Origin of the sequence: Marinobacter arenosus, assembly GCF_019264345.1 — a bacterium.
In the GTDB taxonomy this organism is placed as follows: Bacteria; Pseudomonadota; Gammaproteobacteria; order Pseudomonadales; family Oleiphilaceae; genus Marinobacter; species Marinobacter arenosus.
This window is the reverse complement of the sequence record NZ_JAHVAO010000001.1, coordinates 486,078-512,052: the sequence shown is the minus strand read 5'-3', so window position 1 is coordinate 512,052 and position 25,975 is coordinate 486,078. Positions and strand designations below refer to the sequence as shown.

The following is a 25,975-nucleotide window of genomic DNA, read 5'->3' as shown; positions in this document are numbered from 1 at the left end:
CATATTTAAAGGGTTACGGTCACAAAATTGCCATGATTCTATGGGACGGCTTTTCCGGGGGTCAAGAAACCTCTCGTTACGTCCGTGAGAGGATTTGTTAACCAGTCAGAAGTGGTCCTTGCCGTGACGGATGGCCGCAAAGATCGCATTCTCGGAATCCGCGGGGAGTCCGTGCTTGGCGCAGTAGTTCCGTGCGGCATCGACCACGGCCGGGTCATCCCAGCGCAGGAAGGGGTTCAGGCGCTTTTCTTCACCCAGTACCGACGGCACGGTCGGAATCCCGTCTTCCCGGCGATTCTTACACTGAACCTCAAACGCCTTGAGGCCTTCATCCTCGGGTAACCAGCTGCGGGCAAACTTGAGGTTGGCCAGCGTGTACTCGTGAGCACAATAGACCGCCGTGCGCTCGGGCAGGGCGCGCAGTGTCTGAAGCGACTGGCGCATCTGCTCCGGTTTGCCTTCAAACAGCCTGCCGCAGCCGCAAACAAACAGGGTGTCGCCACAGAACAGAACCGGACGGCCATCGACCTCTGTGTCCGTGAAATAGGCGATGTGGTCCAGTGTGTGTCCGGGCACGCCAAGAACCTGGAAGGTCAGGCCTTCCCAAAACACGTCGTCGCCGGGCTGGACTTTGTCTGTGCAGCCCTTGAAAGGAGACTCGGCAGGACCTGTCACGCTGCATTCTGGAAAGGCCCTCATCAGATCGCTGATGCCGCCCACGTGGTCCGGGTGGTGGTGGGTAACCAGGATCGTGTCGAGTACCAGCCCTTTGTCCGCGAGGAAATCAAGCACCGGCCTAGCCTGGCCGGGATCGACAATCAGGGCCTTATGGTTATCCGGGTTCGACAGGCACCAGATATAGTTGTCACTGAACGCTGGAATAGCGGATATGGTCAACATAGAGCCCCACATGTGCAAAAGGAATGTGACTGATATGATAGAGCATTACATACACGGTCCCAACAGTGGGTTCCGGTTGCGAGGGGTAAGACGGTGTGAGCAAGGCTGGAGCGATCGATTATCCGGGGCGTCATGAGACCTTTGAACGGTGGTTCGGGACACCGCTGGGTCGTGCACTGTTAGCCGACCAGCGAAGGATGCTCGACCATGAGTTGAGTCACCTGACCGGTGCCAGGCAACTTCAGGTTGGAGTCAGCCATCGTTTGCCGCTGGCGACCGGAACCGATTTTGCCCAGAGGATTATGACAACGCCTCGCTGGTACCCTCACATTCCCGACGGTGTGACCGTATGCGACGCGCATGAATTGCCGTTCCCCGGCGATTCCATGGACCTTGTCGTGCTGCATCACAGCGCGGATTTCAGCCAGTATCCCCACGAGGTTTTGCGTGATGCCGCGCGGGTGTTGCGGGGCGAGGGCACCATTGCTCTGATCGGGTTCAACCCGCTGAGTCTGTGGGGGCTTCGCAAGCTCGCGTCCCGTCACCGGGAAGGCCCCTGGGGTGGACGTTTTATGCTGCGCGGGCGGATGGAAGATTGGTTGCACTTGCTCGGCTTCAATGTCGAGGCATCGGTTACCCGTTTCTTTCGTCTGCCGCTCCAGAGAAGTGGTCGAAAAGCCCGGAACCGCCTTGACGCCAAATTCGGTGGAAACGGAATCCTGCCTGTTGGCGCTTATTACTGTATCCTTGCCAAAAAACGCGTATACGCCGGACTCCCGAGAAAGCCCGCCTGGCGACAGGCAAAGGTTATCTCCCTCTCTGGGACCAGGACCATTGGGGCGTCCAGGGGCTGTGCCCGCAGGCAGTACGCGCCGGGAAAGACTGATTAACCAACAGGAGAGACGATGGCCGGCAAGGTGATTCTCTATACCGATGGGGCCTGCAAGGGCAACCCGGGACCAGGCGGCTGGGGTGTCGTTCTGCGATACGGGGACAGCAGGAAGACGATGCACGGCGGAGAAGCGGACACCACCAATAATCGCATGGAGCTGATGGCGGCCATCCGTGGGCTGGAAGCGCTAAAACGCCCCTGTGAAGTCGAACTTTTTACCGATTCCCAGTACGTTCGGAAAGGCATCACCGAATGGATGGCGGGCTGGAAGCGGAATGGCTGGAAAACCTCGGCCAAAAAGCCGGTCAAGAACGAGGACCTCTGGCGGGAGCTCGACACCGAGGTGGCCCGGCATCGGGTCAATTGGCATTGGGTCAAGGGACACGCGGGCGTCCCGGATAATGAGCTGGCGGACGAGCTGGCCAATCGTGGCGTTGCTGAGCTGGCGAAAGCCTGAAAATGAAAAATGATCGAGCAGTGTGAATTATGAGACAGATCGTACTGGATACCGAAACAACGGGTATTGATCCGTCAGAGGGTCATCGGATTATCGAAATTGGCTGCGTCGAGCTGATGGAGCGCCAGCTGACAGGGCGCAATTATCACGTTTATATCAATCCCGAGCGGGAAGTTGAGGCCGAGGCGATCACCGTTCACGGCATCACCAATGAGTTTCTCGCTGACAAGCCGAAATTTGCCGAAATCGCGGATGAGTTCTTCGAGTTCATCAAGGGTGCGGAGCTGGTCATTCACAATGCGGCGTTTGACGTCGGTTTTATGGATGCGGAGTTCGCCCGGCTGAAACCCGTTCGGAAAACGGCCGATCACTGCGGCATTGTTGACTCCCTGGCGATTGCGCGCAAAAAGCATCCGGGACAGAAGAACAACCTTGATGCGCTCTGTAAGCGGTATGGCGTTGACAACAGTAACCGCGACCTGCACGGAGCATTGCTGGATGCCGAGATCCTGGCCGACGTATTTCTGCTCCTTACCGGTGGTCAGACTGCACTCTCGCTTGATGCCGGTGCCGAAGAGGGCGGCAGCAGCAATGGCATTCGCCGGCTGGCGGAGGATCGTGCTGCGTTGGCTGTCGTCAAGGCCTCGGAAGATGAGCGAAAGGCCCACGAAGAATTCATGGCGATGCTCGAAAAGCAGGCGGGTCAAACGGTCTGGGGAAAACTCAATTAAGTGGGATGCGAACTGGGTCAGTCTGTACCAAATGTTACATTCCCGCTTTCTTGAGGTACTTGAGTTTTATGTTATAAGTAATGATAAGTTCGCCAGTTTTTTGCGAACTCAACCCTGTTAAAGGGCATTGTTGGCCGGGAAGGGTTGAGCCGGCTCATAACAAGAAAGCCTGTCAATTCATCCGACGGGCAATAGTCACTATGAGGAAGCGGTAGTCTCCGCACACTAACAGGAAGCGTTTATGGTTCAATCGTCTCTTGCGACGAAATCGCAGTCGTTTGATTTGGTCAAGAATGAAATCGAGCAGACCATCAGACAGGCAGAATCCAGCCTTGAACGCTTTCAGGAAAACCGTGAGAGTGGCGAAGATCTCCAGAACTGCGTGGACTTCATCAACCAGCTGCGAGGCATTTTCATCCTGGTTGAGCTTCGTGGTGGCACCCTGCTGTGCCAGGAAGCCGTCAGTATGGCCAACGATGTCCCGGTTGGCGCCAATGACGACAAGAACATCCTGCTGACTACCCTGAACAGCGCCCTGTTCATCCTCCGCCGTTACGTCGAGTACTACCATCAGCAACGGGAAGACCATCCGGAATTGTTGCTGCCGGTGATCAACGATCTACGCGAAGCCCGCCGGGAGAAACCCTACCCGGAATCCTGTTTCTTTGATGTCGACGTCAAGGAACGCCCTGATTTTTGTGCCGGCATGCGGATTCCGCCGTTCGACGGCAATGAGTCTGAATACGAAATCCTTGCGCGTCGAATGCGCCTGACGTTTCAGGTTGCGTTGCTCAGTATCCTCAAGGATCGGAACGATGTGGTGAGCAAGAAATTGATTGGCCGCTCAGCCCGGGGACTGGCAAGGCTGTGTCAGGGAGCGCCGATGGGGCAGATGTGGTGTCTGGTATCGATCGTCGCTGACACCATGCTGGATCGGGCAATGATATTCACCAAGGCCCGCAAGCGAATGTTTATGCGGATCGAAAAGTACGCCCGCGAAGTGGTGTATGTGGGGAAGGTTGCCACCGCCAAGGATGCGCCGGATTCGTTAGTGCGGGATCTGGTTTACCTCCTGTATCGCAGTGGGTCAGCGAACCCGGAAGTGACCAGAGTATTGTCGGCGTACCGTCTGGCGCCGGCCGAGTTCCCGGATGCCATGCTTGAAGCTCATTCCCGGAGGCTGTACGGCCCGGGCAGTGATGTTCTGAAATCTTTGTCAGAGGCCTTGCAGGACGAACTCAATCAGTTGAAGGACAAGCTGGACATTATCGAGCGCGGTATCGAGCCCGACCTCGCAGAGTTGTCGTCCATTGCCGACGCTCTTGAGCGTTTGGCCAACACCCTGCTGATGCTCGACCTGAACAAACTGGCCGGGGTGTCCCGAGACGAGGCGGCGAAGTTGCGTAGCTGGGAGCAGGAATCCCGCCTGCCGGCTGACGAAGAGCTGTACCGGCTTGCCGATTCGGTGTTGGGTATTGAAGACGCGATCATGCAGATCGTGACTCGCGGCATCACCTCGGAAACCGATGCCCTGGCTTCGGGGCAGCGGAACCGGGATGAGTCCGTCTACCTGCGTGAAGCGCTGTTTGTGGTCGCGGACGAGGCGCGTAGCGCGCTGACGCTGGCGAAACGGGCGATCACCGCGTTCATGGAATCCGACTACGACAAACTGCATCTGGCGAACCTGCCGGCGACTCTCCACAGCATATGGGGCGGATTGCAGATGGTGAATGACCCGGGCGCGGCAAGCGTCTTGGAACGCGTGGCGTCGTCCATCCAGGAGCGGCTTCTGGATTCCCGTGAAGCCCCGCCTATGCAAGTTCTCGAAGCCCTGGCTGATGCGCTGACCTCTCTGGAATATTACATCGAGAGCATTGGCAAGCAGGAAGACCGGAATGCCGACCTCCTGAAGCTGGCTCAGACTTCACTGACCGATGTAGGCCTCTGATTCAATGTCCCATGAACTCGCAACCATAGTTCTGGCAGCCTGTGGTGGGCTGCTGGTTATCGTTGGGCTTCTTTTTTTCCTGCGCCCTCGCTGGTTGCTTGGCTGGCTGAAGGGCATGGCGGTATTTGGCCTGATGCTGCTGGGTGCCTATGTACTGATTATCGCCATCAATATTGCAGGCTACCAATCCCTCGAAGGGATGCAGACCGTTGCAACCATCTCTACCCAACGGCAGGGTGACCAGCTCTGGCGTGTCACCCTTGAACCCCAGAATAACGCCCCCTACGTTGAAACGTTAAGGGGTGACCAGTGGCAAGTCGATGCCCGGATCATCCGGTTCTCCGGCCCTTTGCGTTGGGTTGGTATTGCGCCAGGGTACCGCTTGGAGCGTTTGGGGGGGCGGTACACGTCTCTGGAACAGGAACGAGCTCAGCCGAGATCGGTTGTGGGGCTGGGTGAAGCGACCTGGCCGGATCTCTGGGCGCTGGATCAGGAATTCAATCTGCCGTTTATCGAGGGCGTCTACGGCAACGCCACCTTTATGCCCATGAGGGATGGCGCGTTGTTCGACGTCCGGCTATCGTCTTCGGGGCTGGTCGCGGTGCCCGTGAACGAGCAGGCCCGCGAGGCGGTTCAGGAGTGGAATCAGTAAAATCAGGGGCCTGAACGAAAAAAACCTGCGCAGTGCGCAGGTTTTTTTGTGAGCCTTCGTCGGGGGCAAATCAGCCCATCTTGAACAGCTCGCCCAGCTTGGTAGCCAGCATCATGTCGCCTTCAGCGCGCAGCTGGCCGGCCATGAATGCCTGCATGCCGTCGGTTTCGCCGGAAACGATGCCCTGCAGGGTCTCAGAGTTCATGATCAGGGTAACGGAAGGGTCATCATGAGCGCCTTCGTGCAACTTGCAGGAGCCATCGTTGATGACCAGGTGATAGGTCTTGTCGTCCTCGATGTCGAACTGGAATACAAGGTCGAGGCCCTGTGCAGCGTCTGCGTTAAAGTTCTGTTCGAGTTGTTCAAATACCTGAGCTACAGACATTGTTCTACCCTTTGTGATGATTGTCTTGTCATGGCGACGGCTTAGATCTCCCTCGCTTGATGCAGCAGAGCGGGAGCCTGTCTGGAGCCGACCTCGCAATCCGACTTTATGGTTAGTGGTAGGTTGTGTCAAGCTCGATCGAACGCTTGTTTTAATTATTTTTCTCTTCTTATCACTATAAATTCGGTAAGTTACACTCTGACGTTTTCATAACCGCACGGAGAAGCACTTTGGAGTTCCTGACAGAATACGGTTTGTTTTTAGCCAAGGTTGTCACTTTTGTGGTGGCAGCGATCGTCGTGGTCGCGGTCATCATCTCGTCAGCACAGAAAGACCGTGATGACCACGGTGGCGATGGCGAGCTGAAGATCCGCAAGCTCAATGAGAAGTACACGAAGCTCCGCGAGTCCATTCAGGCCAGATTGATGTCGGATTCCGAACGCAAAGCCTTCGAAAAGAGCCAGAAAAAAGAGCAGAAAGCGAAGAAAAAAGCCGAGAAAGCACAGCATAAAGACGGGGCCGCGGAGAAGGCAGCTCGTTCCCGGATCTATGTTCTGGATTTTGACGGCGACATCAAGGCCAGTGATACCGATCCTCTGCGGCGCGCCATCACGGCCGTTCTGAGTGTGGCCGATCCCGAGCGGGATGAAGTGGTTATTCGCCTTGAGAGTGGTGGTGGGCTGGTGCACTCCTATGGTTTGGCGGCGGCCCAGCTGGACCGGATCCGCAGCAAGGGGATTCCGCTCACTGCCTGTGTCGACAAGGTTGCTGCCAGCGGTGGCTATATGATGGCCTGCGTGGCGGACCGAATCATCGCCTCGCCATTTGCCATCCTGGGGTCGATTGGTGTGGTCGCGCAGTTGCCGAATTTCCATCGCTTCCTGAAAAAGAACGATGTGGACTTCGAAGTGCTGACCGCCGGCGAACATAAGCGGACCATGACCATTTTTGGTGAGAATTCCGATAAAGGTCGGCAGAAGTTCCTGGAAGATCTTGAGGACACCCATGTGCTGTTCAAGGAGTACGTGAGTGAGCGTCGTCCCGGTGTCGATATTGGAGCGGTTGCAAACGGCGATATCTGGTTTGGCAAGCGCGCTCTGGACGTCAATCTGATTGATGAGATCAAGACCTCCGACGAATATCTCATTGAAGCGTGCGACCGGGCGGACGTAGTGTCGGTAACGTACCAGCGTAAACGGTCGCTGCCGGAAAAGCTTGGTCTGGCGACCAGCGCTGCCCTGGAACACACGGTCTGGAGGGTACTCAGTGCCTTCCGGAATCAAAACATGCAATAGCAGCCTGAGGGTGGGGGATAACGATGCCGACGAACACCGAGTTCAAAGCCTGGCGGGTCGAGGAAAAAGACGGTAGCTACGTGGGAAGCGAACAGACCCTGAATACTGGCGATCTTCCTGAGGGAGATGTCCTGATTCGGGTTTCCCATTCCTCGCTCAATTACAAAGACGCGTTGTCTGCATCTGGTAATAAAGGCGTGACCCGAAGCTTCCCGCACACGCCGGGGATTGATGCGGCCGGGGAAGTCGTTGACTCTTCTTCTCCAGACTTCCGTTCGGGCAGTCAGGTGATTGTTACCGGGTATGACCTCGGTATGAATACGGACGGTGGCTTTGGCGAATACATTCGTGTTCCTGCCGGTTGGTGTGTGCCAATGCCTGCCGGCTGGGACGCGCGTAAGGCGATGATTTACGGGACGGCTGGCCTGACCGCGGGTCTGTGCGTCCAGAAACTGCTTACCATGGGGGCAAACCCATCCCAGGGTCCGGTTGCGGTTTCCGGCGCCAGCGGTGCGGTTGGCAGTGTCGCTGTCGAGCTTCTGGCGAAGCTGGGTTTTGAGGTCGTTGCCATTAGTGGCAAGACTGATCATGCCGATGATCTGAAGGCGCTGGGCGCGACCGACGTGGTTGGTCGCGAGACATTGGCCGAAGAAAAGAAGCCGCTGGTTAAGCCGATGTTCGGAAATGCCGTGGATACCGTAGGCGGAGGCCCGCTGGCAGAGCTTCTCAAACAGATCAGGCCGGGTGGATCAGTATCGTGTTGCGGACTGGTGGCTGGGCCTCAGCTTCAGACCACCGTCCTGCCGTTCATTCTGCGCGGTGTCAATCTGCTTGGCGTTGACTCGGTGGAGATTCCTCTGTCGGATAAACGGTCCGTTTGGGAGAAGTTCGCCGGTGAGTGGGCGTGCCCCAAAACTGAGGCGGCGGCCAGGGATATCGATCGATCTGGGCTTGATGATGCGCTTCAGGCCTTCCTGAAAGGGGCCTCGGCGGGCAAGATCGTCCTTGACCACAGTCTCTGAATAAAAAAAAGCCTGCCACTCGTGGCAGGCTTTTTTTTATGTCAGTCCGTTCGCGGCCGGTTCAGGACGCCCGGCGGCGGAACAGGGGGACGTCGGTATCCGTTGCCGCCTGATAGCCCTGACTGAAGAAGTTGAGGCACCGGGCGGCTTTCTCGATGTCCTTGTCAGGGCGCAGTACGTAGGCGTTGAAGCCGCAGCGCTTCATGAACTGCAGTTGGTCAAGCAGGACATCACCAATAGCGCGGAGTTCGTTTTCATAGCCAAAGCGTTCGCGCAGTAATCGGGCAATGCTGTAGCCGCGGCCATCGCTGAACTTTGGAAAGTTGACCGCAATGACGGGCAGGTCGTTGACCTTGCCTGCCAGGATCTCGGGCTCATCGTGACTGTCGAACCAGACTCCGATGGCGTCATTGCCGGCAAAATGCTCGTAGCCGGCCAGCCACAGATCTGCCGGAATCAATGCTTGGCCCTGTTCAGGAATGTCGAGGGACTCACCCTCGGCGGGACGGGGGACGACGGTCCAGCGATCTGGTTGGATGCTGCCATCCTGGAAAATTACATCAGGCATAAACCCGCTCCTTGAAGGGTTCAATCCCTACGCGACGATAGGTGTCCAGGAAGGTTTCTTCCTCGGTACGCTTGTCCACATAGACATCAATGATCTTGGCAACAACCTCGGGCATATCGTCCCGGGCGAACGAAGGCCCAAGAATCTTGCCGATGGCGGCGTCGTGGTGGGAGGAGCCGCCCAGACTGATCTGGTAAAACTCTTCGCCTTTCTTGTCAACGCCGAGTACGCCGATGTTGCCAACATGGTGGTGCCCGCAGGCGTTCATGCAGCCAGAGATGTTCAGGTCGATGTTGCCCAGGTCGTACAGGTAGTCCAGATCATCAAACCGGCGCTGGATGGCTTCGGCCACCGGAATGGATTTGGCGTTCGCCAACGCGCAGTAATCGCCGCCGGGGCAGCAGATGACATCTGTCAGGGTGTTAAGGTTGGCGGTGCCGAACCCCATGGGCTTGATGGCCTGCCAGAGCTCCAGCAACCGGTCCTGACGTACATCTGCCAGTACCACGTTTTGCTGGTGAGTCACGCGGACCTCTCCGAAACTGAACTCATCAGCAAGTTCGGCGATCTGCTCCAACTGGCGGTCAGTGACATCGCCCGGGGGTGTGCCGGTTTCCTTGATGGTCAGGGTCACGATCGCGTAACCCGGCTTTTTGTGAGTGTCCACGTTGTGGCTCAGCCACTGGTCGAACCCGCGATTTTCAAAGCGCTGCTTTGCCAGCAGGTCAGTCGCATTATCGATGGCTGCGTAGTCCGGCTCCGTGAAGTAGGATTGAATCCGCTCAATCGCGTCACGGGTAAGGCGCGTCGGTGAATCCTTGATGTGGGCCCATTCGGCCTCCACCTTTTCTGCGAAACCTTCCGGTGTCAGTGCCTTGACCAGAATCTTGATACGAGCCTTGAATTTGTTGTCACGGCGCCCGTACCGGTTGTACACCCTCAGCACGGCTTCAAGGTAAGTCAGCAGGTCCAGTTCCGGCAGGAATTCACGAATCACCGGGCCGACCATCGGGGTGCGGCCAAGACCACCACCCACGTGTACCCGGAAACCGAGTTCGCCGGCGTCGTTCCGAACCATCTGCAGGCCAATGTCATGTACCTGAATGGCGGCACGATCCGTTTGTTCGGATGCGTTCACTGCAACCTTGAATTTGCGCGGAAGGAAGGCAAATTCAGGGTGGAATGTGGACCACTGACGGATAATCTCGCAATAGGGGCGAGGGTCGGCAATCTCGTCTGTCTGGACGCCGGAGAACTGATCGGTCGTGGTGTTCCGGATGCAGTTGCCACTGGTCTGGTTGGCATGCATTTCCACTTCGGCCAGTTCGGCCAGGATGTCGGGTACGTCTTCCAGGGCCGGCCAGTTCAACTGGACGTTCTGCCGGGTGGTGAAGTGAGCGTAACCCTTGTCGTAGTCGCGGCTGACACGGGCCAGTCGACGCAGTTGATCTGACCGAAGCATGCCATAGGGGACGGCGATCCGGAGCATGGGCGCGAGACGCTGGACATAAAGCCCGTTCTGGAGGCGAAGCGGCAGAAATTCCTCTTCGGCCAGTTCACCGGCCAGAGCACGCTCTGTCTGGTCACGGAATTGGGCAACCCGTTCGGCAGCAATTTGCCGATCGTGTTCGTCGTATACGTACATAGGGAACGTCCTGCTTTAAAGCGTCGTTGCGGCGTCCCGGTTGCGGGGTTGATACCCTGAGAGCCGGGGCCTTATATCTGCCGGGGAGGATATCACCGTGTTTTTATTCTTAAAATGATTATTTCAAAATATGTTTATCGATTGAGGCGATAAGCAGAAGCAGGGCAAACTGGACGAATGTAACTTTTACGGCTTTACTAAGCTATGGGTTGACCGGGAATTCCGGCAGCCTCTGCAAATAATAAGAAGATTCACGAGTAAAAGATCCGAAAGAGGAAAGCTCAATGAAAAAATCTGCGCATTCAGACTCTCAGGCTGACGCCGTCGCAGCCGTCCTGCTGGTACTGCTCGCGGTTGCTTTCGCCGTCGTGTGGGTATCCGGTCAGTAGGTTACTGGCTGGCCAGCACCATCTGCACAATGACGATCAGCCCGATGACGAAACCGGCGGTAAACAGAATTCCGGCGATGATGTAAGGCCAGGGGCTGTGACTTGAGAAATCCTCTTCCCGGCGCTTGTCCGACTGGACACCAAATGCGCCGGCAAGAATGCTCTGCATGACTTTCAATACACCTGGACTGCCCGGTTTCTGGTTCTTGTGACTGTCGGTGCTGGAAGGATCGGTCATAGCATCGCCTGTCGTTGCGGTTGGTTGCTGTCGGTCCGGTCTACTCGGCTGGATCGTAGGCAAGGCTGGGTGCCAGCCACCGCTCCGCTTCCGCCTTTGAGATGCCTTTGCGTTCAGCATAGTCCTCAACCTGGTCAGCGCCAATTTTACCGACTGCGAAGTACTTTGATTCCGGGTGAGCGAAATACCAGCCCGAAACCGCCGCAGTGGGGAACATGGCGAAATGCTCGGTCAGTTCGATGCCGGTCGTTTCCGTCGCCTTGAGGAGCTCGAACAGCGTCGCTTTTTCCGTGTGTTCCGGGCAAGCCGGGTAGCCCGGCGCAGGACGGATGCCGCGGTAACGTTCCTTGATCAGGTCCTCGTTACCCAGTTTTTCATCATTTGCATAACCCCAGAATTCCTTCCTTACACGTTCGTGCATCCGTTCGGCAAAGGCCTCGGCAAGCCGGTCCGCCAGTGCCTTGACCATGATCGCGTTGTAGTCATCGTGGCGATCCTTGAACTCCAGGGAAAATTCTTCGGCACCAATACCCGTGGTGACGGCAAACCCACCGACGTAATCACAGGCGTCGGAACCTTCCGGCGCAATGAAGTCCGATAACGCCATCATGGGCTTTCCTGGTGCCTTTTCATCCTGCTGGCGCAGGTGGTGGAGGGTGGTCAGTTGCTCGCTGCGGGTTTCGTCCGTGTAGACAACGATGTCATCGCCACGACGGCTGGCCGGCCAGAAACCGATGACACCGCGAGCAGTGACCCGGTTTTCATCGATCATCTGACGAAGGATCTTCTGGGCATCGTCAAACAGGTTCCGGGCTGCTTCGCCACGCTTGGGATCATCGAAAATGCCGGGGTATTTGCCGGAGATGTCCCAGGAAATGAAGAAGGGCGTCCAGTCGATGTAGTCGACCAGCTCGTTCAGGTCATACTCCTCGAACACCTTGATCCCGGTGAAAGCGGGTTTTGGCGGAGTGTAGCCATCAAACGTAACCGCCGGTGCCCGATCCCGAGCTTCCTTCAGGGAGACCAGCTTGGTGCGGTCGCCCCGATTCTTTCTGCGTTCGCGAATTTCGTCGTATTCAACACGGGCTGCTTCCACGAGGCCGTCTTTGCCGGATTTGCTCAGCAGTTGGGATGCCACGTTTACACAACGGGAGGCATCCGACACGTACAGGGCGATGTCGTTTTTATACTGGGGCTCAATTTTGACGGCGGTGTGGGCCTTGGAGGTGGTGGCGCCGCCAATCATCAGCGGAATATTGAAATCGAGGCGTTGCATCTCCTTGGCGACATGAACCATTTCATCCAGGGACGGCGTAATCAGGCCGCTCAGACCGATAATGTCCACATCTTCTTTTTTGGCCGTTTCAAGGATCTTGTCGGCGGGCACCATCACGCCCAGATCGATTACCTCGTAGTTGTTGCACTGGAGCACCACGCCGACGATGTTCTTGCCGATGTCATGGACATCGCCTTTCACCGTCGCCATGAGGATTTTGCCCTTGGCTTTCTGACCTTCGGATTTCTCTGCCTCAATGAAGGGGATCAGGTGCGCAACCGCCTGCTTCATGACCCGGGCGCTTTTGACCACCTGGGGCAGAAACATCTTGCCGTCGCCGAACAGGTCGCCAACCACATTCATGCCGTCCATCAAGGGGCCTTCAATGACCTCAATCGGGTGAGCGGCATTCTGGCGGCAGGCCTCGGTGTCGTCGACAATGTAGTTGGTAATGCCCTTGACCAGCGCGTGCTCCAGGCGCTTTTCCACCGGCCATTCGCGCCAGGCAAGATCTTCTTCCTGGGTCTTTCCACCTTTGCCCTTGAACCGTTCGGCAATCTCCAGCAAGCGGTCAGTGGAGTCGTCCCGACGGTTCAGGACAACGTCTTCGACCAGTTCCTTGAGCTCCGGATCGATCTCATCGTAGATCACCAACTGGCCCGGGTTCACGATACCCATGTTCATGCCAGCCTTGATGGCGTGATACAGGAAAACCGAGTGGATGGCTTCACGCACCACATCGTTGCCCCGGAATGAGAACGAGACGTTGCTGACGCCGCCTGATATGGAGGCGTAGGGCAGGTTTTCCTTGATCCAGCGGGTCGCGTTGATGAAATCAACCGCGTAGTTGTTATGTTCTTCGATGCCGGTTGCGATGGCAAAAATGTTGGGGTCAAAGATGATGTCAGCGGGATTGAAGCCGATGCCCGTCAGTACGTCGTAGGAACGTTTGCAGATCTCGGTCTTGCGTTCGTAGGTGTCAGCCTGACCCTGTTCGTCGAAGGCCATAACCACCACAGCGGCACCGTAACGCATGCAGTCACGGGCCCGCTTGATGAATTCCTCTTCGCCTTCCTTGAGGCTGATGGAGTTGACCACCGCCTTGCCCTGAACGCAGCGAAGGCCGGCCTCGATCACATCCCACTTGGAGGAGTCGATCATGATGGGCACCCGGGAGATGTCCGGCTCAGAGGCAACGAGGTTCAGGAAGGTCACCATGACCTCCTTCGACTCCAGCATCCCTTCGTCCATGTTGATGTCGATGATCTGGGCACCGTTCTCAACCTGGTCACGGGCAACGCTCAGGGCCTCTTCGTATTGCTCTTCCTTGATCAGGCGCAGGAAGCGCTTGGAGCCGGTCACGTTGGTTCGCTCACCGACGTTGATGAACAACGTGTTCTCGTCGCCGGTAAACGGCTCAAGGCCGGACAAGCGCAGGGCCTTTTTACGCTCGGGGATCTTGCGTGGTGGGTACTTGGCTACCGCCTCGGCGATTGCTTCGATGTGGTCCGGGCGCGAGCCGCAACAGCCACCGATGATGTTCAGGAAGCCATCCCGCGCGAAGCCCTCGACAATCTCGGCCATTTCTTCCGGTGTCTGGTCGTACTCACCAAATTCGTTGGGGAGGCCGGCATTCGGGTGCGCGCTCACGTAGGTTTCGGCTTTGCCCGACAGTTCCTCGACATAAGGGCGAAGCGCGTCTGCACCCAGCGCACAGTTGAGACCGACGGAAATAGGGCGAGCGTGGGCCACGGAATTCCAGAAAGCTTCGGTGGTCTGGCCGGAGAGGGTGCGGCCGGACGCGTCGGTGATGGTGCCGGAAATCATGATCGGCAGCTCAATGCCACTGTCTTCGAAATACTGTTGCGTAGCGTAGATGGCCGCCTTGGCGTTGAGAGTATCGAAAATGGTTTCGATCAGGATCAGATCGCAGCCACCCTCAACGAGGCCCTCCACGGCTTCGTAGTAATTGTCGACCAGAGTCTGGAAATCAACGTTACGGTAACCCGGGTTGTTGACGTCCGGCGAAATGGATGCGGTACGCGATGTCGGACCCACTGCGCCGGCAACAAACCGTGGTTTTGCCGGGTTGCGCCCGGTAAATTCATCAGCAACATCCCGTGCCAGCTTGGCTGCGGCGACATTCAGTTCCCGCGCAATCGACTCCAGCCCATAATCCGCCTGAGAAAGGCGCGTGGAGTTAAAGGTGTTGGTTTCGATGATGTCGGCGCCGGCATCGAGATAGTCTGCATGTATGTTGCGCAGCAGGGCAGGTTGGGTCAGGTTGAGCAGGTCATTGTTGCCCTGAACCTCCCGGTCGTAGTCAGCAAACCGATCGCCTCGAAACGCCTGTTCGTCCAGCTTTAGGTTCTGGATCATGGTCCCCATGCCGCCATCAAGAATCACAATGCGTTCCTGCAGGGCCTTGTGGAGCTGTTCCAGACGGGTGTTGCGATCGGTCATATCTATAATTCCGGATGTCGTTTATAACGGCGTATTTATCTTAATGGCGCGGGATAATAGCAAAAATGCGCAAGCCCGTCTTAGTACGAATGACCATTATCATTTGCCCAGCTGAAGGGGCTGGCACAAGTCTGGTCGTACGGGAAACTCATTACGCCCAGAAAGACCAACCATTTTACTTGGTCTTTCATGTTGGTGCGAAGTCCCTTAAAATGAACTCAAACTTTCAAATGGGTTGAAAACATGGCATTGGTTACTGTGACAGATCCCGCCCGGGATTATCTTGCACAACTTATCGAAAAGCAGGACGTAGAGGGCATGGGTGTCCGGATTTTTGTGACCCAGCCCGGCACCAAGAATGCCGAGACCTGTCTGGCTTACTGCCCGCCCAATGAAGTGGTTCCGACGGACGAGCAACTGGATCTGGAGAAGTTCACTCTGTATCTGGACCATAATTCGGTACCGTTCCTGGAAGAAGCGTTTGTCGATTACTCCAAGGACCAGATGGGTGGCCAGCTGACCATCAAGGCCCCGAACGCCAAGGTTCCAAAAATCGACGATGACGCGCCCCTTCCGGATCGCGTGAACTACATCCTTGCATCCGAAATCAACCCGAACCTTGCTGCTCACGGTGGCGATGTGTCCCTGGTGGAAATTGTTGACGAGTCCGTTGCCGTGCTCCGCTTTGGCGGCGGATGCCAGGGCTGCTCTGCGGTCAGCCTGACGCTGAAGCAGGGCGTGGAGGCCACTCTGAAGGAGCGGGTTCCGGAGATCACTGAAGTTCGTGACGTGACGGACCACTCGAACACGGAAAACGCCTACTACCAGTAAGTCCTGCCTTCCGGCCCGTCCCGGCTCTCAAAAGGGGCGGGCCACGTTCGAAAAGCTGCCGCAGCACCGTCGTTTGGATGGCTTCACGGCCAATGCTCCCCAGTTTCAAATACTTCATTATCAGTCACATAAACTGAATCAGCGTGTAGCTACAATGGCCCGATGGGTTTAACGATTACCCGGCAATCGTGGGCTATACAATCTTAATCGGGGTTTCATTTGTCCGACCTAACGTTACTGTCTCTGCCTATCATGGCAGCCATCGTGGGCTGGTTTACGAACTGGCTGGCGATCAAGATGTCGTTTTATCCGGTTCAGTTCATCGGAGTGGGCATGCTTGGCTGGCAGGGCGTCATTCCCCGTAAGGCGGAAAAAATGGCCCACATCTGCATAGACCGGACGCTTCAGCAGTTCGGCGACCTGAACGCCGTCTACCAGAAGCTTGAACCCCAGCGAATTGTCGAGCAGGTGATTTCACAGGTTACGCCACGACTGGATGAATACATCGACGAGGTGATGTACGAGATCCAGCCGGTACTCTGGGACAATCTGCCGTTATTCCTCCGGAACCGGATTTATCAGTGGGCCAGGGAACAGTTGCCCTCCCGAGTCGAGGACCTGGTCGAGGATTTCGGTGACGACCTTGACGACCTGGTGGATCTGAAGGCCCTGCTCAGTCGCGAGCTTAAGAAACACCCCGACCTGATGAACCGGATCTTTCAAACGGCCGGGGCAGTGGAGCTGCAATCGGTGATTAATCGGGGAGCCATTATTGGCGGTATTCTGGGCGCCGCGCTGATCCCCCTGTGGACCCGTTACCCGGAGCCCTGGCTACTGCCGGTTGGCGGCTTTGCGATTGGCTTTCTCACCAACTGGATCGCCATTAACCTGATTTTTGCTCCGGTGAGGCCGAGGCGTTTTCTGTTCTGGAAAATCCAGGGACTATTCCTGCGCCGGCAGCCCGAGATCAGTGACGTATGGGCGAAGCTGGTCGCCGACGATCTGATTACGGTCGAGAAGGTGGCGGATGCCATGCTCAATGGCCGTCACGGCGACCGGACGCGGGCCATTATTCAGAAGCACCTCCGGCCACTGCTTGATAACTCGGTTGTTATGAAGCTGACCGCGCAGGTAACCGTCGGGATGACCGGCTACACCGAACTTAAGAAGGCGATGAACCAGAAGGCGGTGTTGGCGACCCGGGATGTGTTCAGCGATCCGGCCTTTAATCGAGAGCGGGCGCCGGTGGTGGCTGGAGTATTGTCCAGCCAGATGCGGGCCCTCGGGCCGTCAGAATTTCAGGATATCCTCCGTCCGGCTTTCCGGGAAGAGGAGCTGCAGTTGATGATCGTGGGTGGGGTGTTTGGCGCGCTGGCCGGGCTGATCCAGTATGTTTCGCTGGTGCATCTGAGCTTTTAACCGATAAACTGCGTCGACAGGCGCGAGGAGAGCAATCATGCCGGCTTGGGCGGCAATAGCGACGCAGGTGCTGGCTACCGGTGTTACGGTAGTCCTGGTTCTGGTTGGGTTCTGGGGACTGATTGTCCGGCCCTATCTGGACAGGAAGGTGGCGGAACTCATCCAGGCGTCCCAGGAAATCGAGCCGAACGTGACTCGTGGCGTGAAGCGTGGCGTCGAGGAAGCCATCAAAGGGCTGCCTGAAAGCGCTCTGGATGGGACGGTGAAGGAGTCGACCCGCCAGTTCCTGAAGTTTGGCTCGGGTTTGTTCGAGAATGGGCTGAGCAGTTTTCTCGGGAGCGCGGCGGACCTGGAGCGCAAAGCTGAGGCCGAGCGCCGGGAACAGCGCTCCGCTGATTGAGGGTCAAAGGCAGTTTGTCGGGCGGGGGAGGCCCGCAATACGGCAGGCTGTCTTGGCCGGCGTTCCGGGAAACAGCTGCATCAGGTAAATACTGTTCCCTTTTTCTTCGCCCATGGCGTCCTTCACGGCTTTAACAAACAGCCGATTGGAGGGTGGCGACATTTCATGTTCCTTGTAAAAATCTCTGAGGAACATAATGATTTCCCAGTGATTTTCGTTAAGGCTGACGCCATCTTCCGAGGCTAACTCCTCTGCGGTCTCCCGGTTCCATGCCCAGGCATCCTCCAGAAATCCCTCGTTGTTTCGCTCAGGAACTGTGTCTTTAGTCATGCTTCACCAACTGATTACCCGTTTCGCCCTGAGGGTCAGGTCGACCCATTCTGAATAGTCGAGCAGCGTAGAGTCGTGGCTCTGCTCCGGTAGGCCCCGAGCGGAGACATCCGCAACCAGGGCATACACCCGATCGGCGCTCAGGTGTGTGGTCGCGGCTAGGCCCAGCACGCCATTCTCGATCAACACGATGGCGTCATCGGGGCCCAGCATTCCCAGGCATTCGCTGAATCGTGGGTGGTCCGGGGTTTTGTTCAGGATATGCAGTGTGTGAAGTTCATTCATTCTTGGGTTCCGGGTTTTCGTTACGGTGTCCGGGTCAGCCTGCAAACGCGGTCTGGGAGAATTGTGCCAGGAGATTGGCATTGGCATCGGTCAGGGTGACCCCGTCAGTCAACACCGGGGCTGTTATCCCGTAACGCTCGCAGGAATTTCGGTCGGCCAGGATCTGCTCAATGCCGAAAACGGGCGCGGCTGCCAGGTTCTTCTCTACGGATTTCTGCTCTATGGCGGACGGCGTCTGGCCTTTCCGAAGCCAGTTAACGCCGGCACCGGTAAACAGCAAGCTGACGGGCTGATCAAACGCCGCCAGGGAAAACGCCATGTCCAGCGCCTCCCGGCCGGACCAGGCGCCGTAGGGAGGCTGGTCAATGATGATAAGCGTCGGCATTCTCACACCCCTCCGTGGAAATATAGGGTCCTGGAGGATTTGACGTTGCCCTCTACCCATTCGCCAAGGCCGGCGATGGCGAACGGCGCCATGAGATTGGAAGCGCTGAGTTCGTAGCGTTTCTGTTCTGAGGGATCGATCAGGCCGCGTCTCAACGCCGAAGCTATGCAGGCCACGCCCGGTACGTTGTGTTTCTCCAGGAACTTGGCCCAGTTCTTTGGCCAGTGTGGCTCGTCGGATGGCGGCGCTACAAGGTCAGAGGCGAGGTGAACGCCATCGCCATACAGGAATACCCGGTCAATGGTGTGCCCGGCGTCCAGGGCCGCCCTGGCGAATGCCAGGGCCGTTTGTGGCGCCTGGGTGGAATAGGGCGCTCCGGTAATCACCAGGGTAAAGGAGTGCGGTTCAAGGTTCGTCATGGTGATGCATCTGGCCGGAAAGTTTTCAGTTTACCTAAAGCAAAAACCCCGGCAAGAGCCGGGGCTGTTTGAGCGAGAGCCGATTTGCGGATCAGTCTTCGCCACCAAATGCCGACAGCAGGTGAAGCAGGCTGACGAACAGGTTGTAGATTGAAACGTACAGACCAACCGTTGCGATCACGTAGTTACGCTCGCCACCTTTGATGATCTGGCTGGTTTCAAACAGGATCATCACGGAGGCGAAAATCGTGAAGCCTGCGGATACCGCCAGGTGAAGAATGGAGCTCTCCATGAAGAAGGCCAACAGCATGGCACCGATCAGCACGAACGCGCCTGCAGTCAAGAAGCTGGACAGGAAGCTGAAGTCCTTCTTGGTGATGATGGCGGTCGCTGAGAGGCCAACAAAGGCTACGGCTGTCAGTGTCAGGGCCTGGGCAACGATCTGGGAAGCGCCGGCTGCCACAAACGCCCCGATGATCGGGCCCAGGGTGTAACCCATGAAACCGGTCAGCGCGAAGGTGGTCAGAATGCCCCATGGGCTGTTTTTCAGCTTGTAGGTGGCAAACAGAAGACCGATGTAACCCACAATTGTGATCAGGAACCCGGGATGGGTGCCGTTCATGTTCAGGAACGCGGTCAGGGCCGAGAAGGCCAGGGTCATGCCCAGAAGCATGTAGGTGTTTCGAAGCACCTTCATTGCATCTGCACTGATGCCAGTGGTCGCGCGCTCCGTCTGGGAGGCTGAATAGGCTCCCTGATTGTTTTGAACGCCGAATCGTCTATCTTCCATTGTGCTCTCCGTTGTGAACGTCTGGATACTGTCTTCCATCATAGTGACAGAAACGCAACTTTCAATCATTTACGACAGGAAACTGCTGGGTGGATTCCATTAAAAGCTGTTAATGCGAGGAATTCCGGCGGGTTTTATGCAGGGCGTTGACAGCGCAGGCAATTCCGGTATCATGCTCACCGCTGTCGCAAGGCAGCAATGGAAAAACGGTGGGCTGGCAGAGTGGCTGAATGCAGCGGTCTTGAAAACCGCCGAAGGTTAATAGCCTTCCCGGGGTTCGAATCCCTGGCCCACCGCCATTTTTCTTCTCTTTTCCCTAGTACAACCTCTCCTTTGTAGACGATTCGAGTCTCTACACTCCCGTGTATCTGCGTATTGGGTTTCCTTGGTTGAAGCTTCAGTATGTCTCTAAAGGCAAGTGGGAGGTTTCCGTGAACCAAGAAGCATCTGATTCCAGAAATGTTGAACGACCGGACCTTCGGACGAATCGTCGGTATGCGGTTTCCGCCAATCGCGGTAATGCCAGTCAGAAGGTCAGGTATGTTGAAGCGGGCGGCGCTGCTGTCGATACGGGCGAATGCACCTTCTGCCAGTCCTTCCCGGAGTTGGGCGATAAAGCTGACAAGTAAGGGGTAGAGTACCTGGTGAATCGACTGGGTCTGCCACCGTTACAGGGTTATACCGTCGGCGATTTCAGGGCGTCCCTGATGGCACGTAATGCGGCCAGGGCACTCTCATTATCCCCGTGAACGCACAGGCTGTGGGCCGGCAAATCAAGCCAGCGACCCTGGATGCTCCTGACACCGCCTTGCTCAGCGAATGACAGCGCCTGGCCGACAATGATGTCGGGATCGGTATGCACAGCGCCTTCCTGCTTTCGCGGTACCAGCAGCCCCTCATTGGTGTATGCACGATCGGCAAACGCCTCCAGTAATACCGGAACCCCCAGGCTCTCTATCAGGGACTGCTGTTCCTGGTAGCGGCAGGTTACCGGAATCATCAGCGGCAGGTTGCGGCGATAGGTGCCGACGGCTTCGGCAACGGCTCTCAGCAAGGTGTCGTCGCGCATCATGTCATTGTTAAGTGCGCCGTGGGGTTTCACGTAGGATATGTGGGTTCCTTCGGCCCTGCACATGCCATCCAGGGCGCCAAGCTGATAGAGCATGAGCGCATGGATTTCTTCCGGGGTATGGGCGATGGAGCGTCGACCGAAACCGGCCAGGTCGTGATAAGAAGGATGGGCGCCGATTTCAACCTCATGTTCGGCGGCGAGTGCAACGGTGCGACGAATGACCATGGGATCGGCCGCATGAAAGCCGCAGGCAACATTGGCCATGTCGATGAGGGGCATGACCGCCTCATCCTGGCCCATCTCCCAGGCTCCGTAGCTCTCCCCAAGATCGCAATTCAGCTTCATAGCTCACATGTCCCGGTCAGGGTAGGTAGCCTCTTTCCGTTCATCTGCCCGCTTTTGGCGCTTGGCCAGATTCTCCGGTTTGTTCTTCGGAACCTGCCACCCCTGCAGGTTCTCCTCAATCAGCTTCACCAGGGCCTCAATGTGCCCCGGCGTGGCGTTAAGCGCCGGTATATAGCTGAAACCCTCACCACCGGCTTCCATGAAGTATTCCCGGTTTTCTTCGTCGATCTCCTCAACGGTCTCGAGGCAATCCGAGGAGAAGCCGGGGCAGAATACATCTATTGATTTTACGCCTTTTTGAGGCAGAGATTTAAGCGTTTCGTCGGTATAGGGTTTGAGCCACTCCTCTCTCCCGAAACGGGACTGGAATGTGGTCAGGTAGTCATCGCTGGCAAGCCCCAGGCGTTCAGCCAACAGACGGGACGTTTTGTGACACTCGCAATGATAGGGGTCCCCTTTCATCAGGTATTTCAAGGGAACGCCATGGTAGGACAGGATAAGCTTGTCGTTGCGCCCGTGGTTAGCCCAATGGGCCTCGATGTGTCGGGCCATGGCCTCGATGTACGGCGGGAAGTCCGGGTAATGGGAAATAAACCGGAGATCCGGCAACCAGCGACGCTTACTGAAGTCCTTGGCAATGGCATCAAAGGTGGACGCAGACGTTGAGGCCGAATACTGGGGATAGAGCGGGAGCACGAGCAATTTACGCACACCCTGGGCCTGCATCTCATCCAGAACCTTGGGTATCGACGGGTTGCCGTACCGCATGGCGAAGCCAACCACGACATTCGGACCATAGGTTTTCTTAAGGGCTTCCCGAATGCCTTCTGCCTGCTTTCCGGTGTGGATCAGCAGGGGGGAGCCTTCGGGCATCCACACGCCGGCGTAGGCCTTGGCACTGCGTCTTGGGCGGATACGAAGAATGATTCCGTGCAGAATCAGCCACCAGAGTGGGCGCGGCAGCTCGACGACCCGCGGGTCCGAGAGAAATTCAGCCAGATAACGACGAAGCGCCGACGGTGTCGGGGCGTCGGGAGTGCCCAGATTGGTGACAAGTACACCAAGGCGCTCGGGTTGATTGTGGCTGAAGTTCTCAGAACCTTTGAACTGCATAGAGGGAATCCTGGTGGTTGGTCGTCGGGAGCAGGGGGCCAGGCCGGTTTACTTATTGGCGGCTTGCTGTGCCATGCGCGGCGCCAGGCCGCTGATATCGTAACCGGCGTTCCGGGCTTTGGTAAAAATTTCCTGGGCGGGTGTTTCCCGGGCGGCGCTCAGGGCCCACAACACCGTGCAGCGGGTGCCGGAGCGACAAAAAGCCAATACGGGTTTCTCCGCGTCCCGGATCATCGGAGCGAACCGGTCCACGTCCTGGTCGGTGATGTTTCCCGACTCAACGGGCATATAGATCCATTCCAGGCCCGCTTGGCGAGCTGCGGCCTCAATGTCGGCCATCGGTGGCTGGCCAAATTCCTCATGGTCCGGCCGATTGGCCACCAGGGTTTTGAAGCCTAGGCGTGCTGCCTCCGCGACATCGTCAACCGAGATTTGTGGTGCGACCGAAATGGTGTCGTCGATCTTTCGGATATCCATGTGTGTACGCCTCCGGAATCACTGACTTTGGAATTGCCGCCATGATCTCACAGGGCTCGACAGCTGTCAGAATGGCGGCCAAAAAAAGTAGCAGAAATGATCAGGTTTTTATGCGACGCCGCTCGATGACCTCGAATACCGCCATACCCGCGACCATGGAGGCCACGAAGACAACAGCCTTGATCTCGCCGGCACCGAGGGCCACCAGTCCAGGCCCGGGACAGAAACCGGCGATACCCCAGCCGGCGCCAAACGCGAGACCACCGATAACCAGGCGTTTGTCGATGTGGGTGTTGCTCGGGATTTTCATAGAAAAGCCGAGGAACGACAAGGTCCGGCGACGGGCCACCGCGAAGGCGCCCAGGCCCACCAGGATGGCACCGCCCATGACGAACGCGAGGGATGGGTCCCAGAGTCCGGCAATGTCGAGGAACCCCAGCACTTTTTCGGGATTAGCCATCCCGGACACGATGAGTCCCAGGCCAAAGAGCAGCCCGGCCAGTAGGGAAGCGATATTGAATCTCATGGTCTCACACCCCCATCACATGCCGGATCATGTAGACGGTCAGGAAGCCCGCGCCCATGAAACTGAGGGTTGCGACCAGGGATCGCAGGGACAGTCGTGACAGACCGCAGACACCGTGACCGCTGGTGCAGCCTGAACCGTAGCGGGTTCCGATACCCACAAGCAGGCCTGCGACGATCAGGGCCGGGTAGCTGGCGTTGATCTCAATGGGCGGCAGTTCTGCGGCCAGGATCCATAAGGCAGGCGCGCCGATGAGCCCGGCTAGGAAGGCAACGCGCCACGCAATGTCACCCCGGCCCGGGACTAGAAGGCCTCCGAGTATTCCGCTGATGCCGGCGATCCGGCCATTAAGAAGCAAGAAGCTGGCGGCCGCCAGCCCAATCAGAACGCCGCCCGCCAACGCCGACCAGGGCGTAAAGTTACTCCACGCAATCTCAATCATTCAGAGTCTCCACTGTGGTTAAACCGTAGTTTTGGAATAAGCATATAAGTGGGGGCGATATTAACAAAAAAAAGCCCGGCACAGGGTGCCGGGCAGAGGCGTGCGAGTAGTATCCATGAAAGACTTCCAGACAAACCGGCATCAGCAGGGATACCGGTATCAGGAAGTATTGACCATATTTTGAACACTTCAAGCCACTTCCCGGATCGTTTGAAAACATTTTTTCATATTGAATGCCTGTTTATACTGCGGCCTTTCGCTGTGCGCCTTTCAGCCCGACTGAAATCAGCTCCGCAGTGTAATACAATGGGCGTTCACAGCACTATTCTATCCCTGAGGTTGTTACATGTCTGACGAAAACGACAAGAAGCCGGAAAACGATCCGCAACTGGCGGCCAAGATTAAGGATTCCGCGCGCCAGATATGGCTGGCTGGCCTCGGGGCATACACCAAGGCAGAAGAAGATACGGGGCGTTTTTTCGAACGTTTGGTGCAGGAGGGCGAGCAGCTCGAAAACAAGACCCGTGGCGTCGTTGAAAAACAGATCAAGTCTGTTGAGGACCGGGTAGGCGATGTCCGGGAGCGAGCCACCGGCACCTGGGATAAACTGGAAACCCTGTTCGATGAGCGTGTGTCGGGTGCGCTTCGGCGTCTTGGTATCCACCGTCGGGAAGAGATCGAGGCGATGGAGCGGCGGATACAGGCTCTCGAAAGTGAGTTAAAGCGTCTTCGCGGAGACGACGAGGAAGAATAATCTTGCGGGCCGGGGCCCGGACCTAGAGGTAGTCCCGGCTCATCAGGAGGGCGTGCTCCTGTTCATCCGGTGCCAGATAGGGAATGACAAGGTGCATCATCTGGTAGACACCCCGGCCAGGGTTCACGAATTCCCGGTCCTCCAAGTGAGATAGCGTATCAAAACTGCTCCAATAGCAAGCAGTTAGCGTCAGTTGTTCGCATAATGCCTGAAGCTGCTCCGATCCGATCTCCATGGTCTTTTGCCGCCGGAAACTCTCACAGATCACCAGAAACGCCGCCGTTTTTTTCTTGCGCAGACGCCGGAACCGGGTCTGCAACCGGTCGTACCGGGAAAGCACGTTCACCAGGTCCTGGTAAATGAATCGGTAACGGGCAATGGCCTCGAACAGCAGGTGCAGGAAGAAGCCCTGCTGGTCGAGGCTGATGTCGACGTCTTCCGGTACCGACAGCAGATCCAGCATTTCCTCCTCGAAACGCCCGAACAACTCCTCGACGATGTCGCCTTTACTCTTGAAGTGGTAATAGAGATTGCCGGGGCTGATGTCCATCTCATCGGAGATCAGCAGCGTGGTTACATTGGGCTCGCCGACACTGTTGAACAGCGCCAGGCTGGTGTCGAGAATACGGTCGCGGGTTTTGATTTTTTTCATGTCGCGCCCGGCCAGCTCCTAGAGGTCAAAGCTTGCCCAAACGGGGCAATGGTCGGATGGGCGTTCCATGGCACGGATGTCGTACGAGACTCCGGCTTCACGGGCTTTGGGTAGCAGGCTGTTGCTGGCCATGATCAGATCAATCCGTAGACCACGGCGGGGATCGCGTTCAAAGCCCTTGCTGCGGTAATCAAACCAGCTGAACGTGTCGGCTTCGTCGGGATGCAGGTGCCGGAAGACGTCGGTGTATCCACGGGCTTCCACTTTGCCGAGCCATTCCCGTTCCTCGGGAAGGAAACTGCATTTTCCGGTGCGCAGCCAGCGTTTCGCGTTGTCCGCCCCGATTCCGATGTCCTTGTCGGTGGGCGAGATGTTCATGTCGCCCATCACGACCACATGGCCGCCCCGCTGGTTCAGGTCGTCCAGGTATTTCATCAGGTCCGCGTAGAACTTTTCCTTGGCGGGGAATTTTACCGGGTGATCCCGGCTTTCGCCCTGGGGAAAGTATCCGTTAACGACGGTAAGCGGTTCGCCATTCACCGTAAAGTGGCCGGTAATCAGGCGTCGCTGGGAATCCTCACCATCCCAGGGGTAGCCCTTGAGGACAGTGTCGGGTTCAAGGCGGGACAGCAGTGCAACGCCATAATGGGTTTTCTGGCCATGGAAGTGAACGTGGTAACCGAGTTCACGAATGGCGTCCACCGGAAATTCCTCGTCCCGGACCTTGGTTTCCTGGAGGCCGATAAAGTCGGGTTTCAGGGTATTGATGACGGCTTCGAGCTGGTGCAGACGGGTACGAATACTGTTGACGTTGAACGACACAAACATCATGGGTGCTGATTCTCCGGAGTTGACTCCGCCGCGAGTTTAACAC

The 25,975-nt window shown here is 57.0% G+C and carries 30 protein-coding genes and 1 tRNA gene; 13 read left to right on the top strand and 18 right to left on the bottom strand.

Features of this window, described 5'->3' with window-relative positions:
• Nucleotides 1-105: 105 nt before the first annotated feature.
• Nucleotides 106-900, bottom strand: a complete 795-nt coding sequence (gene gloB / locus KXD86_RS02410) for a hydroxyacylglutathione hydrolase (RefSeq protein WP_218634494.1) — start codon at nt 898-900, stop codon at nt 106-108.
• A 95-nt stretch (nt 901-995) separates the two neighbouring features.
• Between gloB and KXD86_RS02405 the strand changes: the two genes are divergently transcribed.
• From KXD86_RS02405 to KXD86_RS02385, 5 genes are all read left to right on the top strand, one after another.
• Complete coding sequence (locus tag KXD86_RS02405) at nt 996-1,790, top strand: class I SAM-dependent methyltransferase (protein ID WP_218634493.1); 795 nt, start codon at nt 996-998, stop codon at nt 1,788-1,790.
• Nucleotides 1,791-1,805: 15 nt separating this feature from the next.
• Nucleotides 1,806-2,249 (top strand): ribonuclease HI, encoded by a 444-nt coding sequence (gene rnhA, locus KXD86_RS02400; protein ID WP_218634492.1) that lies wholly within the window; start codon nt 1,806-1,808, stop codon nt 2,247-2,249.
• 29 nt (nt 2,250-2,278) lie between these two features.
• Complete coding sequence (gene dnaQ / locus KXD86_RS02395) at nt 2,279-2,980, top strand: DNA polymerase III subunit epsilon (RefSeq protein ID WP_218634491.1); 702 nt, start codon at nt 2,279-2,281, stop codon at nt 2,978-2,980.
• A gap of 241 nt (nt 2,981-3,221) precedes the next feature.
• Nucleotides 3,222-4,928 carry a FimL-related protein gene (locus KXD86_RS02390; RefSeq protein WP_218634490.1) on the top strand — a complete coding sequence of 569 codons (1,707 nt, stop codon included), beginning with the start codon at nt 3,222-3,224 and terminating at the stop codon, nt 4,926-4,928.
• A 4-nt stretch (nt 4,929-4,932) separates the two neighbouring features.
• On the top strand, nt 4,933-5,580 hold the full coding sequence (locus KXD86_RS02385; RefSeq protein WP_218634489.1) for a multidrug transporter: 648 nt from the start codon (nt 4,933-4,935) through the stop codon (nt 5,578-5,580).
• Between the two features lie 70 nt (nt 5,581-5,650).
• Here KXD86_RS02385 and KXD86_RS02380 read toward each other — a convergent pair whose 3' ends face one another.
• A complete protein-coding gene (locus KXD86_RS02380) occupies nt 5,651-5,965 on the bottom strand; it encodes an SCP2 sterol-binding domain-containing protein (protein WP_218634488.1) in 315 nt (104 codons plus the stop codon).
• 230 nt (nt 5,966-6,195) lie between these two features.
• Here KXD86_RS02380 and sohB point away from each other — a divergent pair, with 230 nt between their 5' ends.
• Both sohB and KXD86_RS02370 read left to right on the top strand, forming a co-directional pair.
• Nucleotides 6,196-7,260, top strand: a complete 1,065-nt coding sequence (sohB, locus tag KXD86_RS02375; RefSeq protein ID WP_218634487.1) for a protease SohB — start codon at nt 6,196-6,198, stop codon at nt 7,258-7,260.
• Between the two features lie 23 nt (nt 7,261-7,283).
• Nucleotides 7,284-8,282 (top strand): YhdH/YhfP family quinone oxidoreductase, encoded by a 999-nt coding sequence (locus KXD86_RS02370; RefSeq protein ID WP_218634486.1) that lies wholly within the window; start codon nt 7,284-7,286, stop codon nt 8,280-8,282.
• Nucleotides 8,283-8,343: 61 nt separating this feature from the next.
• Here the strand turns inward: KXD86_RS02370 and KXD86_RS02365 are convergent, their stop codons facing one another.
• From KXD86_RS02365 to metH, 4 genes are all read right to left on the bottom strand, one after another.
• Nucleotides 8,344-8,850 carry a DUF934 domain-containing protein gene (locus KXD86_RS02365; protein ID WP_218634485.1) on the bottom strand — a complete coding sequence of 169 codons (507 nt, stop codon included), beginning with the start codon at nt 8,848-8,850 and terminating at the stop codon, nt 8,344-8,346.
• Nucleotides 8,843-10,495, bottom strand: a complete 1,653-nt coding sequence (locus tag KXD86_RS02360) for a nitrite/sulfite reductase (protein ID WP_218634484.1) — start codon at nt 10,493-10,495, stop codon at nt 8,843-8,845. The genes KXD86_RS02365 and KXD86_RS02360 overlap by 8 nt, the downstream gene beginning before the upstream one ends.
• A 390-nt stretch (nt 10,496-10,885) precedes the next feature.
• Nucleotides 10,886-11,122 (bottom strand): DUF2970 domain-containing protein, encoded by a 237-nt coding sequence (locus KXD86_RS02355; protein ID WP_218634483.1) that lies wholly within the window; start codon nt 11,120-11,122, stop codon nt 10,886-10,888.
• 40 nt (nt 11,123-11,162) lie between these two features.
• A complete protein-coding gene (gene metH / locus KXD86_RS02350) occupies nt 11,163-14,861 on the bottom strand; it encodes a methionine synthase (RefSeq protein WP_218634482.1) in 3,699 nt (1,232 codons plus the stop codon).
• Between the two features lie 243 nt (nt 14,862-15,104).
• Here metH and nfuA point away from each other — a divergent pair, with 243 nt between their 5' ends.
• The 3 genes from nfuA to KXD86_RS02335 all read left to right on the top strand — a co-directional run bounded on the left by nfuA (nt 15,105) and on the right by KXD86_RS02335 (nt 17,511).
• A complete protein-coding gene (gene nfuA / locus KXD86_RS02345; protein ID WP_218634481.1) occupies nt 15,105-15,692 on the top strand; it encodes a Fe-S biogenesis protein NfuA in 588 nt (195 codons plus the stop codon).
• Nucleotides 15,693-15,911: 219 nt separating this feature from the next.
• Nucleotides 15,912-17,111, top strand: coding sequence for a hypothetical protein (locus tag KXD86_RS02340; protein WP_218634480.1), 1,200 nt, complete (start codon nt 15,912-15,914; stop codon nt 17,109-17,111).
• A gap of 37 nt (nt 17,112-17,148) precedes the next feature.
• Complete coding sequence (locus KXD86_RS02335) at nt 17,149-17,511, top strand: hypothetical protein (protein ID WP_218634479.1); 363 nt, start codon at nt 17,149-17,151, stop codon at nt 17,509-17,511.
• 3 nt (nt 17,512-17,514) lie between these two features.
• On the opposite strand, the gene KXD86_RS02330 is transcribed toward KXD86_RS02335, so the two are convergent.
• From KXD86_RS02330 to KXD86_RS02310, 5 genes are all read right to left on the bottom strand, one after another.
• Complete coding sequence (locus KXD86_RS02330; protein WP_218634478.1) at nt 17,515-17,841, bottom strand: TusE/DsrC/DsvC family sulfur relay protein; 327 nt, start codon at nt 17,839-17,841, stop codon at nt 17,515-17,517.
• A gap of 3 nt (nt 17,842-17,844) precedes the next feature.
• The gene (tusB, locus tag KXD86_RS02325; protein WP_218634477.1) at nt 17,845-18,126 is read right to left on the bottom strand and encodes a sulfurtransferase complex subunit TusB; all 282 of its coding nucleotides are present in this window, start codon (nt 18,124-18,126) and stop codon (nt 17,845-17,847) included.
• 34 nt (nt 18,127-18,160) lie between these two features.
• A complete protein-coding gene (locus tag KXD86_RS02320; protein ID WP_218634476.1) occupies nt 18,161-18,511 on the bottom strand; it encodes a DsrE family protein in 351 nt (116 codons plus the stop codon).
• A 2-nt stretch (nt 18,512-18,513) separates the two neighbouring features.
• Nucleotides 18,514-18,930, bottom strand: a complete 417-nt coding sequence (gene tusD / locus KXD86_RS02315) for a sulfurtransferase complex subunit TusD (RefSeq protein WP_218634475.1) — start codon at nt 18,928-18,930, stop codon at nt 18,514-18,516.
• Between the two features lie 91 nt (nt 18,931-19,021).
• Entirely contained in the window at nt 19,022-19,720 is a 699-nt protein-coding gene (locus KXD86_RS02310; RefSeq protein ID WP_218634474.1) for a Bax inhibitor-1/YccA family protein, read from the bottom strand.
• 208 nt (nt 19,721-19,928) lie between these two features.
• Here KXD86_RS02310 and KXD86_RS02305 point away from each other — a divergent pair.
• Nucleotides 19,929-20,019: transfer RNA gene (locus KXD86_RS02305), tRNA-Ser, on the top strand.
• A gap of 132 nt (nt 20,020-20,151) precedes the next feature.
• Nucleotides 20,152-20,349, top strand: coding sequence for a hypothetical protein (locus KXD86_RS02300; protein ID WP_218634473.1), 198 nt, complete (start codon nt 20,152-20,154; stop codon nt 20,347-20,349).
• A 47-nt stretch (nt 20,350-20,396) separates the two neighbouring features.
• On the opposite strand, the gene KXD86_RS02295 is transcribed toward KXD86_RS02300, so the two are convergent.
• The 5 genes from KXD86_RS02295 to KXD86_RS02275 all read right to left on the bottom strand — a co-directional run bounded on the left by KXD86_RS02295 (nt 20,397) and on the right by KXD86_RS02275 (nt 23,695).
• Nucleotides 20,397-21,137 carry a 5-oxoprolinase subunit PxpA gene (locus KXD86_RS02295; RefSeq protein ID WP_218634472.1) on the bottom strand — a complete coding sequence of 247 codons (741 nt, stop codon included), beginning with the start codon at nt 21,135-21,137 and terminating at the stop codon, nt 20,397-20,399.
• 3 nt (nt 21,138-21,140) lie between these two features.
• Nucleotides 21,141-22,250: a ferrochelatase gene (hemH, locus tag KXD86_RS02290; protein ID WP_218634471.1), complete on the bottom strand. Its 1,110-nt coding sequence runs from the start codon at nt 22,248-22,250 to the stop codon at nt 21,141-21,143.
• A gap of 48 nt (nt 22,251-22,298) precedes the next feature.
• Nucleotides 22,299-22,727 carry a protein tyrosine phosphatase family protein gene (locus KXD86_RS02285; RefSeq protein ID WP_218634470.1) on the bottom strand — a complete coding sequence of 143 codons (429 nt, stop codon included), beginning with the start codon at nt 22,725-22,727 and terminating at the stop codon, nt 22,299-22,301.
• A gap of 100 nt (nt 22,728-22,827) precedes the next feature.
• Nucleotides 22,828-23,253, bottom strand: a complete 426-nt coding sequence (locus tag KXD86_RS02280) for a DUF6691 family protein (protein WP_218634469.1) — start codon at nt 23,251-23,253, stop codon at nt 22,828-22,830.
• Between the two features lie 4 nt (nt 23,254-23,257).
• Nucleotides 23,258-23,695 (bottom strand): YeeE/YedE family protein, encoded by a 438-nt coding sequence (locus KXD86_RS02275; RefSeq protein WP_218634468.1) that lies wholly within the window; start codon nt 23,693-23,695, stop codon nt 23,258-23,260.
• A 346-nt stretch (nt 23,696-24,041) separates the two neighbouring features.
• Here KXD86_RS02275 and KXD86_RS02270 point away from each other — a divergent pair, with 346 nt between their 5' ends.
• The gene (locus tag KXD86_RS02270) at nt 24,042-24,449 is read left to right on the top strand and encodes a phasin family protein (protein WP_218634467.1); all 408 of its coding nucleotides are present in this window, start codon (nt 24,042-24,044) and stop codon (nt 24,447-24,449) included.
• Nucleotides 24,450-24,471: 22 nt separating this feature from the next.
• On the opposite strand, the gene KXD86_RS02265 is transcribed toward KXD86_RS02270, so the two are convergent.
• Both KXD86_RS02265 and xthA read right to left on the bottom strand, forming a co-directional pair.
• On the bottom strand, nt 24,472-25,101 hold the full coding sequence (locus KXD86_RS02265) for a TetR/AcrR family transcriptional regulator (protein ID WP_218634466.1): 630 nt from the start codon (nt 25,099-25,101) through the stop codon (nt 24,472-24,474).
• Nucleotides 25,102-25,119: 18 nt separating this feature from the next.
• The gene (gene xthA, locus KXD86_RS02260) at nt 25,120-25,932 is read right to left on the bottom strand and encodes an exodeoxyribonuclease III (RefSeq protein WP_218634465.1); all 813 of its coding nucleotides are present in this window, start codon (nt 25,930-25,932) and stop codon (nt 25,120-25,122) included.
• Between the last annotated feature and the right edge of the window lie 43 nt (nt 25,933-25,975).